The organism is Rhodococcus sp. BL-253-APC-6A1W, assembly GCF_012843405.1.
Classification (GTDB): Bacteria; Actinomycetota; Actinomycetes; order Mycobacteriales; family Mycobacteriaceae; genus Rhodococcus.
In genome coordinates this window covers 237536-253342 of sequence record NZ_JABAFB010000001.1, presented here as the reverse complement: position 1 = coordinate 253342, position 15807 = coordinate 237536, and the positions used below count along the sequence as shown (strand labels likewise).

The following is a 15807-nucleotide window of genomic DNA, read 5'->3' as shown; positions in this document are numbered from 1 at the left end:
ACGCCGCTGCTGGGCCTCCGTTACGCGAATTCCGCAGCGGCGCGGGCGATCGCGAGTTCCTCGTTCGTGGGGATGACCAAGACCTCGACCTCCGACTCGTCTGCGGAGATCCGCCGCTCCCCCTTACCGGGGGCTGCGTTGCGTTCGAGGTCGACGACGATGCCGAGCCGTTCCAGGCCCGCGAGCGCGTCACGCCGGACATCGACATTGTTCTCGCCTACGCCGGCGGTGAAGATGATCTGATCGGCGCCACCCAACTCGAAGACGTACGCACCGATGTACTTCCGCAACCGGTGCACATAGACGTCGTACGCGATCTTCGCGTCTTCGTCGCCTTCGTCGATGAGGTTCAGCAGCGCGCGAAAGTCGTTGACACCGGAGAGACCGCGGAGTCCGGAGCGCCGGTTGAGCAGGTCGTCGATCGCGTCGACCTTCATTCCCGCGACCCGATTGAGGTGCATGACGACGCCGGCGTCGATATCGCCCGTTCGCGTACCCATGACGAGGCCCTCGAGAGGAGTCAGCCCCATCGACGTATCGATGGGACGGCCACCTTCGATGGCCGACGCGGATGCGCCGTTGCCGAGATGCAGCACGATCTGGTTCAGTTCGGCCTGGTTGCGACCGGTGAACGCTGCCGCGCGCTGTGAGACGTATTCGTGCGACGTCCCGTGGAATCCGTATCTCCGGATGTCGTGCTCGCGAGCGATGTTTCGCTCGAGTGCGTACGTTGCGGCTGCCGCGGGCAGCGCGTGGAAGAACGCGGTGTCGAAGACCGCGACGTGCGGGATGTCGGGCAGTTCCTCGCGCGCGACCTCCATCCCGATGGCGTTCGCCGGATTGTGCAGGGGCGCGAGGATGGACAACTCGGCCACGGCCTTCACCACGTCGTCGTCGACGAGGGCAGGTTCGTGGAACACTGTGCCGCCGTGAACAACCCGATGCCCGACGGCTGCGATACCGGCTTCCTGCAGCGGCCTGCCCAGCGTCTCGAGCATGTCCAGCACCGTGCGTAAGCCGGCCCGATGGTCGCGGATCTCGCCCACCCGCTCCTCGGTTCCGGTGGTGTGGTGGAAGATGATCCGCCCCTCCGGCTCGCCGATGCGCTCGATGAGTCCGTGCGCTACAGCTTCACCGCTTTCGGGGTGAATGAGCTGGAACTTGATCGACGACGAACCCGAATTGAGTACCAAGACGGTCCCCTCGGTCAACGAGGTGGATGTGCTCACGATTCTTCTCCCTGCGCCTGAATTGCCGTGATCGCGATGGTGTTGACGATGTCCTGGACCAACGCCCCGCGCGACAGATCGTTGACCGGCTTGTTCAGCCCCTGCAGCACCGGCCCGATCGCGACGGCTCCGGCACTGCGTTGCACCGCCTTGTAGGTGTTGTTGCCGGTATTGAGGTCAGGGAAGATGAACACCGTGGCTCGCCCGGCTACCTCCGAATCGGGAAGCTTCGCGCTCGCGACGGTCGGTTCGATCGCCGCGTCGTACTGGATCGGCCCTTCCACCGCGAGGTCCGGGCGGCGCTCCCGGACGAGGGCCGTGGCGGTGCGCACCTTGTCGACATCCGCGCCCGAACCCGATTCTCCGGTCGAATACGACAGCATTGCGATACGTGGTTCGATTCCGAATTTCGCCGCCGTCGCCGACGACGAGATGGCGATGTCCGCAAGCTGGTCGGCGGTGGGCGCGGGTACGACCGCACAGTCGCCGTACGCGAGGACCCGGTCGGACAGGCACATCAGGAAGATGCTCGACACCGTCGACACTCCGGGCTCGGTCTTGATGATCTCGAACGACGGGCGGATGGTGTGCGCGGTGGTGTGCGCGGCGCCGGACACCATTCCGTCGGCCAGTCCGAAATGCACCATCATCGTTCCGAAATACGAGACGTCCCGCATGATTTCGGTCGCGCGGTCGAGAGTCATGCCCTTGTGCTGACGAAGCTTGTGGTACTCCTCGGCGAAGCGTTCGCCGAGTTCGGATGTGCGCGGATCGATAATCTGTGCACCGGAAATGTCCACTCCGAGCTGGGCAGCGCGCTGCCGGACCGCGGGCTCGTCACCGAGAATCGTGAGATCCGCGATGTGCCGTTGCAGTACCCGCCCCGCAGCCCGCAGGATGCGGTCGTCCTCGCCTTCGGGAAGCACGATGTGCCGTGGTGCACTGCGGGCACGGTCGATGAGCTGATACTCGAACATCTGCGGAGTGGTGACCGACAGCCGGGGCAGCCGCAACCGTTCCAGCAGCGCGGCAGTGTCGACGTGCTGTTCGACGAGAGCGAGCGCGGTGTCGATCTTGCGCTGCGCGCCGAGCGCCATGCGTCCTCGGGTGCGGTCCGCTGCCGAAGCGGTATCGAAGGTTCCGAGGTCGGTGGTGAGGATCGGCAGATTCGAGCCGAGACCGGACAGGAGCTGGGCGATGGCGGGGTGCGGAAGCAGTCCGCCGTTCATGATGATGCCCGACAGCGTCGGAAAGCCATCTGCCGCATTGGCGTTGACGAGCGTCAGGATGACGTCCGAGCGGTCCGCCGGTGCGATGACGACGACACCCTCGGTGATGCGTTCGAGAATGCGTTCGGCGGTCATGCCGCCGACCATGATGCGTAGTGCTTCCCGCTGCAGCAGGTCGGGGTCGCCGCTGTAGAGCTTGCCGCCGATCGCGGTCTGCAGTTCGGCGACGGTCGGTGCGTTGAGAATCGGCACTTCCGGCAGGGTCCATACCGGTTCCTTCCGGCCGCCGAGTGCGGCAGCGACCTCCTCGAGCGCCTCCGGTGGACACCGGTTCACGACGATGGCGCTCAGGTGCGCGTGGTGGAACGCGAGTTCGCTCGCGCACAGGTCGGCGAGGTGTGCGATCTCCTCGGGGGTGCGGCGCGCGCCGCGGAGCACCAACAGCACGGGCGCGTCGAGGTTGGCGGCGATGCGTGCGTTGTAGGCGAGTTCGCTGGGGTTGGCGATTTCGGTGAAGTCGCTGCCGACGACCACCACGGCGTCGCACCGGTCGGCGACGGCGTGGTACTTGGTCACGATGTCGCCGAGCGCCGCCTCGGGGTTGGCGTGCACTTCGTCGTAGGTCACGCCGACGCAGTCGTCGTAGCTGAGATCCGCGGTGGTGCGCTCGAGCAGCAGTTCCAGGATGTGGTCGGTGTCGCTGTCGGATCGAGCGATGGGCCGGAAGACGCCGACACGGGCGGTGGAAGCACACAATGTCTGCAGCAAGCCCAGGGCCACCGTCGACTTCCCGGTGTCGCCTTCCGGGGCTGCGATGTAGATGCTCGATACGGAATCTTCAGCAGCACTCATGGTTGCCACCCTAGTGCGGGGTGTCCCCGGAGAGAGGACACCCCGCGTCTACTCGCGTGGGAAACCGGTCAGGCGAGTGCGCGCAACCGCGGCGCCAAATCCCGCTCGAACAACTCCAAAAACCGCTTCTGATCATGACCCGGCGCATGAAACACCAGATGATTCAACCCCGCATCCACATACGACCGCACCAACTCCACCGCCTCATCCGGATCCGACGCCACAATCCACCGCTTCGCGACCTGCTCGATCGGCAACGCATCCGCTGCCGCCTCCATCTCCATCGGATCATCGATGCTGTGCTTCTGCTCCGGCGTCAACGACAACGGCGCCCAAAACCGGGTGTTCTCCAACGCCAACTCCGGATCGGTGTCGTACGAAATCTTGATCTCGATCATCTTGTCGATCCCCACCACATCACGCCCGGCCTTCGCCGCACCCTCCGCCACCGCCGGCAACAACTTCTCCGTATACAACTCCATGCCCTTACCCGACGTGCAGATGAACCCATCCCCCGCCCGGCCCGCATACCGCGCCACCACCGGACCACCCGCCGCCACATACACCGGAACCCCACCCTCGGGCACGTCGTAGATCGACGCGCCCTTCGTCGAATAGAACTCCCCCTCGAAATCGACCCGATCTCCCAGCCACAACTGCCGCATCAACGCCACCGACTCCCGAAGCCGCGCGAACCGCTCCTTGAACTCCGGCCACTGCCCGGCATAGCCGGTGGCGATCTCGTTGAGTGCTTCACCGGTCCCCACGCCCAAGAACACCCGCCCCGGATACAGACACCCCATCGTCGCGAACGCCTGCGCGATCACCGCCGGGTTGTACCGGAACGTCGGAGTCAGCACCGACGTCCCCAACTGCAACCGCTCGGTGCGCTCGCCCACCGCGGTCATCCACGCCAGCGAGAACGGGGCATGCCCACCGTTGTGCCGCCACGGCTGGAAATGATCCGACACCGTCGCCGAATCCATCCCGTGCGCCTCGGCGAGCACGCCGAGTTCGACCAGCTCACGCGGCCCGAACTGCTCCGCCGACGCCTTGTATCCCAGCTTCAGTTCCTGTGCCACCGAAATCCTCCGACCGTCGTAGTGCAACTTCCCCCGAGTATGCCCCTCCGGTCGAGACCGGTGCGGTGCCCGAAACGCCCCGTGGAAGCCGAGTGCCGGTCAGGCGGCGCGGTGAGGCGGTGCGGGAAAGCGCGAGGATCCCGTCAACCCTGGCGTCGAAGCCCGGAGCCTGCACTCCCGGTTGCTGCACACCGCGACTCGAGGCGAGCCGTACGGCACGGGCAGCGTCGCCGGAGCGAGACAACGGTCGATGGGAACATGCTGTGGTAGCAAGCTTTACGGCGAGCACGCTGTGCGACAGCGAGAAAGGGCCGGCGTCCGGGCCGCGAGGTTGCCGCCCGGTACGACCCGAGACGATCAGGAGGAACTGGGGTGCTCGTGCCGCTCGGCACCGCGCTGTTTCCTTCGCACCCAGTCGTTCGGCGAGCACCGCCGTATCGACGGCTTGGCGATTTCGAGCCTCGCGGAACATTCCAATCCGGCGCCGCGGAAGCCGCTGGTGCGCAACGATGGAGCACGTGGGCAGCGTCGAACGAGTATCGATCACCGCGTCCGGGCCGAGCCGCGTGTATCGCGGGGCACCCTGGTGGGCAGTGGCTTCGGCCGTGCTCGCCCCCGTTGCACTGACCGCGGGCTGGGTGGTCGCGGGCACGGTACAACCCCCGGAGTACAGCGCTGTGCGGCAGAGCCTGAGCGCGCTCGCCGGGCACGGTGGAGCCGAACGCTGGATCATGACGACATCGCTGTTCGTGCTCGGCGCGTGCCATGTGATCACTGCGCTCGGACTGAGTGCCTTGCGTCCCGCCGCACGACTGGTCCTCGGCGGCGCGGGGATCTCCGGGATCGCTCTCGCGGCACTTCCGCAACCGGCGAACGGGTCTGCCACGTCGCACGTGGTCAGTGTCGTCATCGGCTCGATCCTGATCGCGACATTCCCCGCGTTCGTCGGGTCTCGCAGCCGTCCGCAGTCGTTCGCATTGAGCGTCCGCGGATCGGCGATCGCGACCGCGGTGTTCGTGGCCCTGACCGTGGCGTTCCTGATCTCGGCGCAGGGCGGGCAGTATTTCGGGCTGGTCGAGCGGGTGGGCTTGACGCCCGAGACGATATGGCCCCTTGTCGTCGTCCTCGCCTTGCGGCGTAGTGCGCGCCAGGATGCAGGCACCTAGAGCGACCGGAAGCCGCCTCGACCCTGTCCCGGGGTCTCCGTAGACTCCGAGCAGTGACGCCGCTGGAGTTGTTTCTCGTTGCCCTCGCCGGACTCGGCGCCGGTGCGATCAACTCGCTGGTCGGCTCCGGAACCCTCATCACCTTCCCGACCCTCGTTGCGTTCGGCGTGCCGCCCGTCACCGCGACGATGTCGAACGCGATCGGACTCGTCGCGGGCGGTGTGTCGGGAACGTGGGGTTATCGGCGCGAGTTACGCGGCCAGTGGCCGACGTTGCGATGGCAGATCCCCGCGTCGGTCAGCGGCGCGCTGATCGGGTCGTGGCTTCTGCTGCATCTGCCGGAGACGGTGTTCGAGACCGTCGTTCCGGTCCTGCTGGTCCTGGCACTCGTCCTCGTCGTGCTGCAACCGCAGATCCAGAAGTGGGTACTGCGGCGAACCGACGCCGACCCGGAAGCCCGGATCGGTCCGGTGCGGATGAGTCTGCTCGTGGCGGGCACTTTCGCTGTCGGCATCTACGGCGGATACTTCACCGCCGCGCAGGGAATTCTGCTGATGGGCTTGTTCGGCGCTCTGCTCACCGAACACATCCAACGGCAGAACGCCGCGAAGAATCTGCTCTCGCTGCTCGTCAACATCGTCGCGGCCACCGCATACATTCTCGTGGCGTTCGAGCGCATCGACTGGACGGTGGTCGTATTGATCGCCGTGGGTTCGCTGATCGGCGGAGACCTCGGTGCCCGGTACGGTCGGCGTATGTCCCCCACCGTGTTACGGGCGGTCATCGTCGCAGTGGGGCTCATCGGCCTGTACCGGTTGCTCGCCTGAGGCACAGGCCCGGTCGCGGGGATCAGCGCAACGTCAGCGGTATCCCGGCCACGACGAGCGTGACACTGTCCGAGACTGCCGCCACCGCGGCATTGAGACGCCCGAGAGTGTCGCGGAACAGCCGTCCCGAGGCACTGGCCGGGACCACACCACTGCCCACCTCGTTGCTCACGGCGACCACCGGCACCCGGCATCGCCGCCACGCGTCGAGGAGTTCGGCGATGTCGGCGTCGACCGCCCCCATGTCGCCGCCGTTCCATACGTCGTGCAGATCCATTCGTGCGGTGAGCCAGGTGCCGAGGCAGTCGACCAACAGCGGATCGGTAGCCGCGCGCAGCACGCCGCTCACATCGGATGTCTCCACCGTCGACCACGATTCGGGCCGCCGCTCGCGATGCAGGGCAACCCGTTGCGCCCATTCCTCGTCGCCTGCGCGGGTCCCGCCGGTCGCGACGTAGGTGACGGCGGCGTGCGAAGCGAACAGTTCTTCCGCGTGCCGTGACTTTCCGGAGCGCACGCCCCCGAGCACCAGGGTCCGGTGCGGCGGCGCGGTGGCGTCCCCCACGCGCACCTCCTCGCCGTCGATACCGGGCCTGGCCCCATACTCCCGCAACCGCTTGCGCAGGGCGGTGATCGGCGGGTTGTGGTGGCCGAGGTGCACCGCCACCACGTCCGTCGCGTCGGTCACGGCATCGCACCTGCGCAGAGCCGCGACGGTGTCCCGGAATTCGGGCAGTCCGTGGTGCCCTTGCCCCAACTCCGATCGGTCACCGAATGTTTCTTCGAGGAAGACGGCATCGAACCGCGCACCGCGCACCGCGTCGAACCAGCCGTCCGGGAGCGGGCCGGTGTCGCACGCCCACAGGATGCGGGAACCGTCCGGACCGGTGACGTCGTAGAGCACCGCATCACCGTCGCGGAACACGTGATGTCGTGCGGGAAGAACCCGCACCGCATACCCGCCGACGGTGAGCGCGTCGCCCGCCCGGACCGGTACGAAGCGCACCGGATCGTCCGGGCCCGCCCACTGCCGGCACGTGTCGACCGCGTCCGCCGGTCCCACGACCTCGAGCACGTGACCCGCATCGACCCACGAGCGGAACAACAGTGCCTGCGGCCCGAGGTGGTCGGTGTGCGCGTGGGTGAGCAGGATGTGACGCACACCCGCCAAGGTCCTGCCGAAACGTACTGCGGCGCGGGGAGCTTCGGGTCCGCAGTCGAGCATGAGCACGTCGTCGATGAGCGCGGCCGTTTGGCCGCGGATCTCACCGCGGCGTGCGGCATCCGTGCAGGACTCGCAGGCACAGAAAGGATTCGGCCAGCCGTCCGCGGCACCGGTGCCCAGCAGCAGTACGTCCATCATGCGTCCTTCCACGGATCACGAAGCGGGAGAACGGCGCGGCCGGCCGGACGGTCGAGGACCTCGACCCGCGCCCCGTAGACCTGGCCGATCCGGTCGACCGTGAGCACCTCGGCGGGCGGCCCGTCGGCGACGACCCGGCCGCGGTCGAGAAGGACGAGCCTGTCACCGTACTGCGCCGCCGAGGTCAGATCGTGCATGGCGGCGATCACCGTCAGCTCGCCTTCGGTGCGCATGGAGTCCACGAGTTCGAGTACCTGCTGTTGGTGCCCGATGTCGAGCGCGCTGGTGGGTTCGTCGAGCAGCAGCACCTGTGGTTCCTGTGCCAGTGCGCGAGCGAGGACCACGCGCTGGAGTTCACCCCCGGACAGATCCGTCGCGAATCGGCGTGTGAACGGCTCGAGTTCGAGGCGCTCGATGACCCGGTCCACCACCGCGCGGTCGTGTCCCGTTTCCGAGCCGAACCGTGCGATGTGCGGTGTGCGGCCGAGCCGGACGAGTTCTACGACGGTGACACCCTCGGGAACCACGGGGCGCTGGGGCATCAGCGCGACCGCGCGCGCCGTTGCGCGCCGGCCGCCCCGGCCGGGCGTCACGGACGCCACCCGCACGTGCCCCGTCGAGGGAACGAGTCCCGCGAGAACGTGCAACAACGTGGTCTTACCGGACCCGTTGGGTCCGACGAGCGACACCCACGCGCCGGTCGCCACGGTGAGATCGACGTCGTGGAGCACGTCCACGCCGCCGCGTGCAGCCCCGACACCGCGGCACGTGACGGCGGTGGACGCGAGCGATTCGAGATCGGCGGGCATCATGCACCTCGGCTTCGTCTGAGTACGACGAGGAAGAACGGCGCACCGATCGCGGCGGTGACCACGCCGATGGGCAGTTCCGACGGCGACATGACGCTGCGGGCGAGCACATCGGCGAGGACGAGGAACGTCGCCCCGACCATCAATGACAACGGCAGCAGCATGCGGTGACCGGGGCCGACGAGCAACCGGACCGCGTGCGGCACCACGATGCCGACGAACCCGATCAGTCCGCTCGCCGACACCACGGCGGCGGTGCCGAGTGTCGCGACGCAGACCAGCAACAGCCGGACACGAGCCGGATGGATCCCGAGGCTGGCGGCCTCGACGTCGCCGACCGCCATGACGTCGAGGGTGCGCCGGTGCAGCGCGATGACGGCGACCGCGACCACCACGTACGGCAGGACCACGACGACATCGGACCACCCGTCGGTGGACAACCGCCCGAGCATCCAGGAGTACACCTGACGCAAGGTGTCGTCGTGCAGTTGCATGAAGAACGTCTGGATGGCATTCGCGAACGCGGCGACCGCCACGCCCGCGAGGATGATGACGACTTCGGAACGCACCCCGCCGACCGAGCGGCCGAGGGCATACGTCGCACCGACCGCCAGCAGGCCGCCGGCGAACGCTGCGATCGGAACCCCGGCAAACCCTGCGGCGCCTCCGACCACGATCGCGAGTGTCGCGCCGAGGCCCGCCCCGCTCGACACCCCGAGCAGGTAGGGGTCGGCCAGGGGATTGCGGAAGACGCCCTGGTACGCCGCTCCGGCGACGGCGAGCATGGCTCCGACGAGAACCCCCAGCACCACGCGCGGCATGCGGATGTTCCAGAGGATCGCCTGTTGCCGCGTCGAGAGCCCGGAATCGACGTCGACGAACGGCAACCGGTCGGCGATGTCGAGAAGGACCGCCTGTGGCGTGAGTCCCGCCGGACCGACGAGGATGCTCACCAGCATGGCGGCGAGGAGAACGACCGCCGCGCCACCCAGCACGAGGGCGCGACGACGCGGGGTCGTGATCAAGACGCGGGCTGGGCCGCTGGGATCCCGGTGACGATCCGGGCGACATCCCGCATCAAGTCCACGACGCGCGGCCCCCAGCGGCTGGCGATGTCCTCGTCGAGGACGTAGACGTGCCCGTCACGGACCGCCGTGAGCTCGCCCCATCCTGCTCGCTCCGCCACATTCTCGGGCGTGACGCCGCAGCACTGGCCGTCGGCGAGGAAGACGATGTCGGGGTTCTCTTCGAGGATGAACTCGGCCGACAGTTGCGGATACCCGTTGCCGCCGGTCGCGATCGAGGTGAGACCGAGCATGGAAAAGATCTCGCCGATGTAGGTGTCGTCCGTGACGGAGTAGTAGGTGTTGTCGAGTTCGTGGTAATAGCGAAGCGGGACTTGACGTTCGGGCAGTCCGGCGAGGATCTCGTCGACCTCGCTCCTCATCTGCGCGACCAGTTCGGCCGCGTCTGCGACGTGCCCGGTGGCCGCACCGACCTGCTCGAGCTGGGCGTAGGTGTCGTCGAGGGTGAGCGCCGCGGGCAGAATCAGGGTCTCGACGCCGGCCTGCTCGAGTCCGGCGACGAGATCCGCGGTGTCCGCGTTGGCGACCACCAGATCGGGTTCGTAACCGAGGATCGCCTCGACGTTCGGGGTGTACCCGGACAGATCGGTGACCGGTACGCCGGCCGGATGGTCGGATTGGTCGTCGACGGCGATCACCTGGTCGCCGGCGCCGACGGCGTACAGCATTTCGGTACTGACGGGACTCAGGGACACGATCGCCTGGGGACTTCCGGCTCCGGCGGTGTCGTGGTTGTCATGGTTGGCGGCGTCGTCGGCGCCGCACGCCGTGGCCAGCAGAGCGCACGCGGTGATTCCGGCAGCGAGCAGCCGGTGGGATACGAGGGGCACAGCCATCCTCCGTAACTCGGAGGACGAAAACAGTACGGCTGCAACATCGTCAGTTGCGGCACGAGACCGTCCTTCGTCCGAGGACCAGTACGTGCCCGCTGCGCCGGCTGACCTGGCTTCCCCGGCACGATCGCCGGAGTTCACAGTTGCGGGGACAGCGCCGGATTTTCACCGGCTTCACCGTAACGCTGCGGGTGCCCTGCCCGACTGGCAGAGCACCCGCAGCGTAACCCACAGCGTTTCCGGGCCGGAAGAGTGCTCTCGGGTCAGGAGAGCGCCTGCTCGAGGTCTTCGAGCAGATCCTCGGGGTCTTCGAGTCCCACCGAGAGGCGCACGACCCCGTCGGACAGGCCGATCGCGGCGCGCCCCTCCGGGCCCATCGCCCGGTGGGTGGTGGTCGCGGGGTGGGTGATGAGGGACTTGGAATCGCCGAGGTTGTTCGAGATGTCCACGATGCGCAGCTTGTTGAGCAGCTCGAACGCGCGCTTCTTGCCTTCGCCCTCGGGAGCGTCGAGCTCGAACGTGAGGATCGTGCCACCGCCACTCATCTGCGACCGCGCGAGGTCGTGCTGCGGATGCGACTCCAGGTACGGGTACTTGACCCAGCGCACCTTGTCCTGCGTCTCGAGGAACTGGCCCAGGCGCAGCGCCGAATCGACCGCGGCGCGCACCCGGACCGGCATCGTTTCCAGGCCTTTGAGCAGCGTCCACGCATTGAACGGGCTCAGCGCCGGACCGGTGTGACGAATGAGCTTCTGCACGGGTCCGTCGATGTAGTCCGCGGGTCCGAGGATGGCACCGCCGAGCACTCTGCCCTGGCCGTCGATGTGCTTGGTGCCCGAGTAGACCACGATGTCGGCACCGAGATCGATGCTGCGTTGCAGGAGAGGAGTGGCGAATACGTTGTCCAGCACCACTTTTGCCCCGGCAGCGTGCGCCATCTCGGAGACGGCCCGCACGTCGACGAGGGTCTGCATCGGGTTCGAGGGAGTCTCGAAGAACACCGCGGTCGTGGGGACGGACAATGCCTGTTCCCATTGATCGAGGTCTTCGCCGTCGACGAACACCGTCTCCACACCCCATCGGGGCAGGATCTCGTTGCACACGACGAAGCAGGATCCGAAAAGGCTGCGGGCGGCGACGAGCCGATCCCCCTTGCCCAGAAGAGCCGCGAGTGCGGTGAAGACGGCGGACATGCCCGACGCCGTGGCGTAGGCGCCTTCGGCACCGTCGAGCAGTCGTAGCCGCTCCTCGAACATCTTCACGGTCGGATTGCCGTACCGCGAGTACACGAAGTGGTCGACCTCGCCGGTGAACGCCGCTTCGGCGGCCTCCGCCGATTCGTACACGAATCCGGAGTTGAGGTAGAGCGCCTCGGACGTCTCCTCGAACCCCGAACGCAGGGTGCCACCCCGCACGCCCAGCGTGGCAGGACGCACGTTGTCGGGAAGCCGGCGCTCGAATGCGCCGCCCTTGGGGATGGAGCTCACGATTGCCTCCACGGCAGGCCCACTGCCCGCCAGCCCTGAGCTCCGCGATGCCCGTCGGCGTCGAGCGCTCCCTCGAATCCGTCGAGGATGTTGTACGCGGGGGTCACGCCCGCCGCGGTAGCCGCCTCGGCGGCACCTATCGAGCGTTGCCCCGAGCGACACAGGAATATCACCGGACCGCCGGAGACGCCGGCTTTCGCCAGGTCGTCCACGAACGTTCGGTTCGGGGCACCGTCGGGATAGCGAACCCATTCGACGAAGACGGTTCGGCGGCCGATGGGCGAGGTCTCGGGGACCCCGACGTACTTCCACTCGGCGTCGGTACGAACATCGACGAGCACGGCATCCGGGTTTTCCCGCAGGAGCTCCCAAGCTTCCTGCGGCGTTATATCACCTGCGTAGCTCACCACGACATGTTTTCACAGGTCACGGCGTGGCGCGCAAGCGGGAGGCTGTCAGAACTCGCAGACCCGCCACACCGAGTCGACCTGGACGACCTGCCAGGTCTCGATCCGGGACTCACCGTCGACGGTCGCGCGGACGTCGACCGTCGCGCGGTCACCTTCCACGGCGACGTCCTGGGTCGCCTGCAACTCCACAGTGCCCTCGACGTCGGAGAGCGGCGCCTCCGCCTCCGGCAGCTCTTCACAGCGCAGACGCGCGAGAATGTCCCGGTCGTTCTCGTTGTGAGCCCTGACGTAGTCCGCCACCGTGCGATCGATCCGTTCGTCCACGCTCAGCTCGTCCTGCGCGGGCGAGAGCAGTTGCGCACCCATCACGGCCAGAATGAGCAGCACGACAACCAGCAGTGCCCCCATGAACGGCCAGGGTGTACCGCTGGCGGGTTCGTCGGCCGAGGGATCGGGATCGGGTGCTTGACGCTGTGCCATATGGGCGATCCTATCCCCGACCAGGTCGGAGCCGGTCACGGCGCATTTGCCGAATAAACCCTCTCGAGGTAGGAATTGTGACGTGGCCACTACTCAGCTCGTTCGACGCCTCGCCGTCGACCTGTGTCGCATGAGTGCCCACATGTGTTGTCGCTGAAGCGATTCTCTCGACGGTTCTCTCATTCTTCTCACACCGTCCTTCCCCGCGCCCTGCGCCCCGCCCGCTGAGGGCAGCCTTAATTTAAGCTGGGTATGTCCGTCCGCTCACCGAAGAGGTAGTTGATCCCCTGATGACCGATCAGACTCGTCCCCTTCGCGTCGCGATCGTCGGTGCCGGTCCCGCCGGTATCTACGCCGCCGATGCGCTCATGAAGTCCGACACCGCGCAGGATCCGGGAGTCAGCATCGACCTGTTCGAACGGATGCCTGCACCGTTCGGTCTGATCCGCTACGGAGTCGCGCCGGACCACCCGCGCATCAAGGGCATCGTCACGGCCCTGCACAAGGTGCTCGACAAGCCGAACATCCGGCTTCTCGGCAACCTCGACTACGGGACCGACTTCACGCTCGACGACCTGAACCGCTTCTACGACGCGGTGATCTTCTCGACCGGTGCCAACGCCGACCGCGCGCTGGACATCCCCGGCATCGACCTCGACGGCAGTTACGGCGCCGCCGACTTCGTGTCCTGGTACGACGGCCACCCGGACGTGCCGCGCGAGTGGCCGCTCGAGGCCGAGAAGGTCGCCGTCCTCGGCGTCGGAAACGTCGCGCTCGACGTTGCGCGTGTGCTCGCCAAGACGGGCGACGAACTGCTGCCGACCGAGATCCCGCCGAACGTCTACGAGGGCCTCAAGAACAACAAGGCCGTCGAGGTGCACGTCTTCGGGCGTCGCGGTCCGGCCCAGGCCAAGTTCACGCCCCTCGAACTGCGCGAACTCGATCACTCCCCGACCATCGAAGTGATCGTGGACCCGGAGGACATCGACTACGACCAGGGCTCCGAGCAGGCGCGCCGCGCGTCCAAGCAGGTCGACATGGTCGCCAACACGCTGCAGGACTGGGCGATCCGCGACGTGGGCAACCGTCCGCACAAGTTGTTCCTCCACTTCTTCGAGTCTCCGCACGAGATCCTCGGGGAGGACGGCAAGGTCGTGGGCCTGCGTACCGAGCGCACCGAACTCGACGGCACCGGCAACGTTCGCGGGACCGGCAAGTACCGCGATTGGGACGTCCAGGCCGTCTACCGCGCCGTCGGTTACCTGTCGCAGAACATCGCTCAGCTGCCGTTCGACGAGCAGGCGGGCACCGTGCCCAACGAAGCCGGTCGCGTCCTCGGCGACGAGTCCGTCGAGGGCCCGGAGCGGTTCATGCCGCACACCTACGTCACCGGCTGGATCAAGCGCGGCCCCGTCGGCCTGATCGGCCACACGAAGGGCGACGCGAACGAGACGGTCGCGAACCTGCTCGAGGATCGCTCGGCGGGCCGCCTGAACTCTCCCGAGGAGCCGTCCGAGGATGCCGTCGTGCAGTTCCTCGAAGGCAAGCAGCTGCCGTACACCACGTGGCAGGGCTGGTACCGGCTCGATGCGCACGAGCGCAGCCTCGGCGAAGCCGAAGGCCGTGAGCGCGTCAAGGTCGTCGAACGCGAGGACATGTTCCGCGCGTCGGAGCCGCACAAGGCCTGATCACCGGCCCATCTCCGCCCGGTGGACGCCTCGCGTCCCCCGGGCGGAGCCGTCTCTGCGCTGTCCTGCGGGGATGCGCACACGGAGCGACGGGACGACACCGAGGGGACCTCGGGTCCCGCGGTGACACTTTTCATAGCGGGCACCACATCGGGAATCCCGGCCCCGGAGATCCTGTTGCGCCACGAATGGATCTGTTCACACCAGTCACACTCGGCGACCTCCAACTCGGCAACCGCATCGTCATGGCTCCCCTGACCCGCCTGCGCGGCGGACCGGACGGGATTCCCGGCGACCTGATCGCCGAGCACTATCGGCAGCGGGCCGGCGTCGGCCTGATCATCGCCGAGGGAACCTACGTCAACTTCGAGTCGCAGGCGTTCGTCGGACAGCCGGGAATCGCCACCGACGAGCAGGCCGAGGGCTGGCGCCGGGTCGCGGACGCCGTACACGGACGCGGCGGCCGCATCGTGCTGCAGTTGATGCACGGCGGACGAGTGACCCACCCGGATGTGAACGGCGGACGGCGCGTCGTCGCCCCGAGCGCCGTCGCGATCGACGGTGAGGTGCACACCGCCAAGGGCAAGCAGCCGTACCCGGTACCGCACGCGCTCACGACCGACGAGGTGGCCGCTGCTGTCGCCGACATCGTCGCCGCAGCCCGGCGCTCGATCGACGCGGGGCTGGACGGTGTGGAGATCCACAGTGCCAACGGCTACCTGCTGCACGAGTTCCTGTCGCCGGCCTCGAACCGGCGCACCGACGAGTACGGCGGCTCGGTGGAGAACCGGATCCGTCTCGTCGTCGAGGCGGTCACGGCCGTGGCGGACGCCGTCGGTGCGGGCCGGGTCGGACTGCGTATCTCCCCCGAACACAACATCCAGGACGCGCTCGAGACCGACCGCGAAGATGTGCGCGCTGTCTACGGCGCCCTCGTCGACCGGTTGCGTCCCGTCGGCCTGGCGTATCTGTCGGTCCTGCACCAGGAACCTGCCGGTGAGCTGGTGCAGGAACTGCGTGCACGCTTCGGTGGGAAGGTGATCGCCAACAGCGGCTTCGCGTCCCCGACCACGCGTGAGGAAGCCGTTCGCCTCATCGAAGAAGCCCATGCCGACGCGGTGGCCGTCGGTCGCGCGGTGCTCGCCAACCCCGATCTCGTCGAACGGTGGCGGGGCGAACACCGCGAGAACGACTTGCGCCCGGAACTGTTCTACGGACCAGGCGCCGAGGGATATACGGATTACCCTCGCCTGCAAGAGGTGTGACC

Annotated in this window: 14 protein-coding genes and 1 riboswitch; of the genes, 4 read left to right on the top strand and 10 right to left on the bottom strand. The window is 67.4% G+C overall.

The genetic code is table 11. The features are described 5' to 3' along the window. Positions 1-20 precede the first annotated feature (20 nt). The 3 genes from HF877_RS01035 to fgd all read right to left on the bottom strand — a co-directional run bounded on the left by HF877_RS01035 (position 21) and on the right by fgd (position 4392). On the bottom strand, positions 21-1211 hold the full coding sequence (locus HF877_RS01035; RefSeq protein ID WP_169619594.1) for an acetate kinase: 1191 nt from the start codon (positions 1209-1211) through the stop codon (positions 21-23). A 14-nt stretch (positions 1212-1225) separates the two neighbouring features. Then, positions 1226-3310: a phosphate acetyltransferase gene (pta, locus tag HF877_RS01030; protein WP_169619174.1), complete on the bottom strand. Its 2085-nt coding sequence runs from the start codon at positions 3308-3310 to the stop codon at positions 1226-1228. Between the two features lie 68 nt (positions 3311-3378). Beyond that, the gene (gene fgd, locus HF877_RS01025; RefSeq protein WP_169619172.1) at positions 3379-4392 is read right to left on the bottom strand and encodes a glucose-6-phosphate dehydrogenase (coenzyme-F420); all 1014 of its coding nucleotides are present in this window, start codon (positions 4390-4392) and stop codon (positions 3379-3381) included. A gap of 518 nt (positions 4393-4910) precedes the next feature. Here fgd and HF877_RS01020 point away from each other — a divergent pair. Together HF877_RS01020 and HF877_RS01015 are read left to right on the top strand one after the other, a co-directional pair. Beyond that, positions 4911-5558 (top strand): DUF998 domain-containing protein, encoded by a 648-nt coding sequence (locus tag HF877_RS01020; RefSeq protein WP_169619170.1) that lies wholly within the window; start codon positions 4911-4913, stop codon positions 5556-5558. Between the two features lie 53 nt (positions 5559-5611). Then, entirely contained in the window at positions 5612-6385 is a 774-nt protein-coding gene (locus tag HF877_RS01015) for a sulfite exporter TauE/SafE family protein (RefSeq protein WP_169619168.1), read from the top strand. A gap of 22 nt (positions 6386-6407) precedes the next feature. Here the strand turns inward: HF877_RS01015 and cobU are convergent, their stop codons facing one another. The 7 genes from cobU to HF877_RS00980 form a co-directional block, all read right to left on the bottom strand. Beyond that, entirely contained in the window at positions 6408-7745 is a 1338-nt protein-coding gene (gene cobU / locus HF877_RS01010) for a bifunctional adenosylcobinamide kinase/adenosylcobinamide-phosphate guanylyltransferase (protein WP_169619593.1), read from the bottom strand. Then, a complete protein-coding gene (locus HF877_RS01005; protein ID WP_169619166.1) occupies positions 7745-8557 on the bottom strand; it encodes an ABC transporter ATP-binding protein in 813 nt (270 codons plus the stop codon). Before HF877_RS01005 ends, cobU begins: the two co-directional genes overlap by 1 nt. Continuing rightward, a complete protein-coding gene (locus tag HF877_RS01000; protein ID WP_240951912.1) occupies positions 8557-9516 on the bottom strand; it encodes an iron ABC transporter permease in 960 nt (319 codons plus the stop codon). Before HF877_RS01000 ends, HF877_RS01005 begins: the two co-directional genes overlap by 1 nt. 62 nt (positions 9517-9578) lie before the next feature. Next, entirely contained in the window at positions 9579-10472 is an 894-nt protein-coding gene (locus HF877_RS00995) for an ABC transporter substrate-binding protein (RefSeq protein WP_169619164.1), read from the bottom strand. Between the two features lie 87 nt (positions 10473-10559). Continuing rightward, positions 10560-10710, bottom strand: a riboswitch (cobalamin riboswitch). Between the two features lie 28 nt (positions 10711-10738). Continuing rightward, positions 10739-11962, bottom strand: coding sequence for an O-succinylhomoserine sulfhydrylase (locus HF877_RS00990; protein ID WP_169619162.1), 1224 nt, complete (start codon positions 11960-11962; stop codon positions 10739-10741). Then, complete coding sequence (locus HF877_RS00985; protein WP_169619159.1) at positions 11959-12369, bottom strand: rhodanese-like domain-containing protein; 411 nt, start codon at positions 12367-12369, stop codon at positions 11959-11961. The genes HF877_RS00990 and HF877_RS00985 overlap by 4 nt, the downstream gene beginning before the upstream one ends. Positions 12370-12417: 48 nt before the next feature. After that, positions 12418-12852 carry a hypothetical protein gene (locus HF877_RS00980; RefSeq protein ID WP_169619157.1) on the bottom strand — a complete coding sequence of 145 codons (435 nt, stop codon included), beginning with the start codon at positions 12850-12852 and terminating at the stop codon, positions 12418-12420. A 290-nt stretch (positions 12853-13142) separates the two neighbouring features. Here HF877_RS00980 and HF877_RS00975 point away from each other — a divergent pair, with 290 nt between their 5' ends. Then, positions 13143-14540: an FAD-dependent oxidoreductase gene (locus tag HF877_RS00975; RefSeq protein ID WP_169619156.1), complete on the top strand. Its 1398-nt coding sequence runs from the start codon at positions 13143-13145 to the stop codon at positions 14538-14540. A gap of 188 nt (positions 14541-14728) precedes the next feature. Beyond that, a complete protein-coding gene (locus HF877_RS00970; RefSeq protein ID WP_169619154.1) occupies positions 14729-15805 on the top strand; it encodes an alkene reductase in 1077 nt (358 codons plus the stop codon). Positions 15806-15807: the final 2 nt, after the last annotated feature.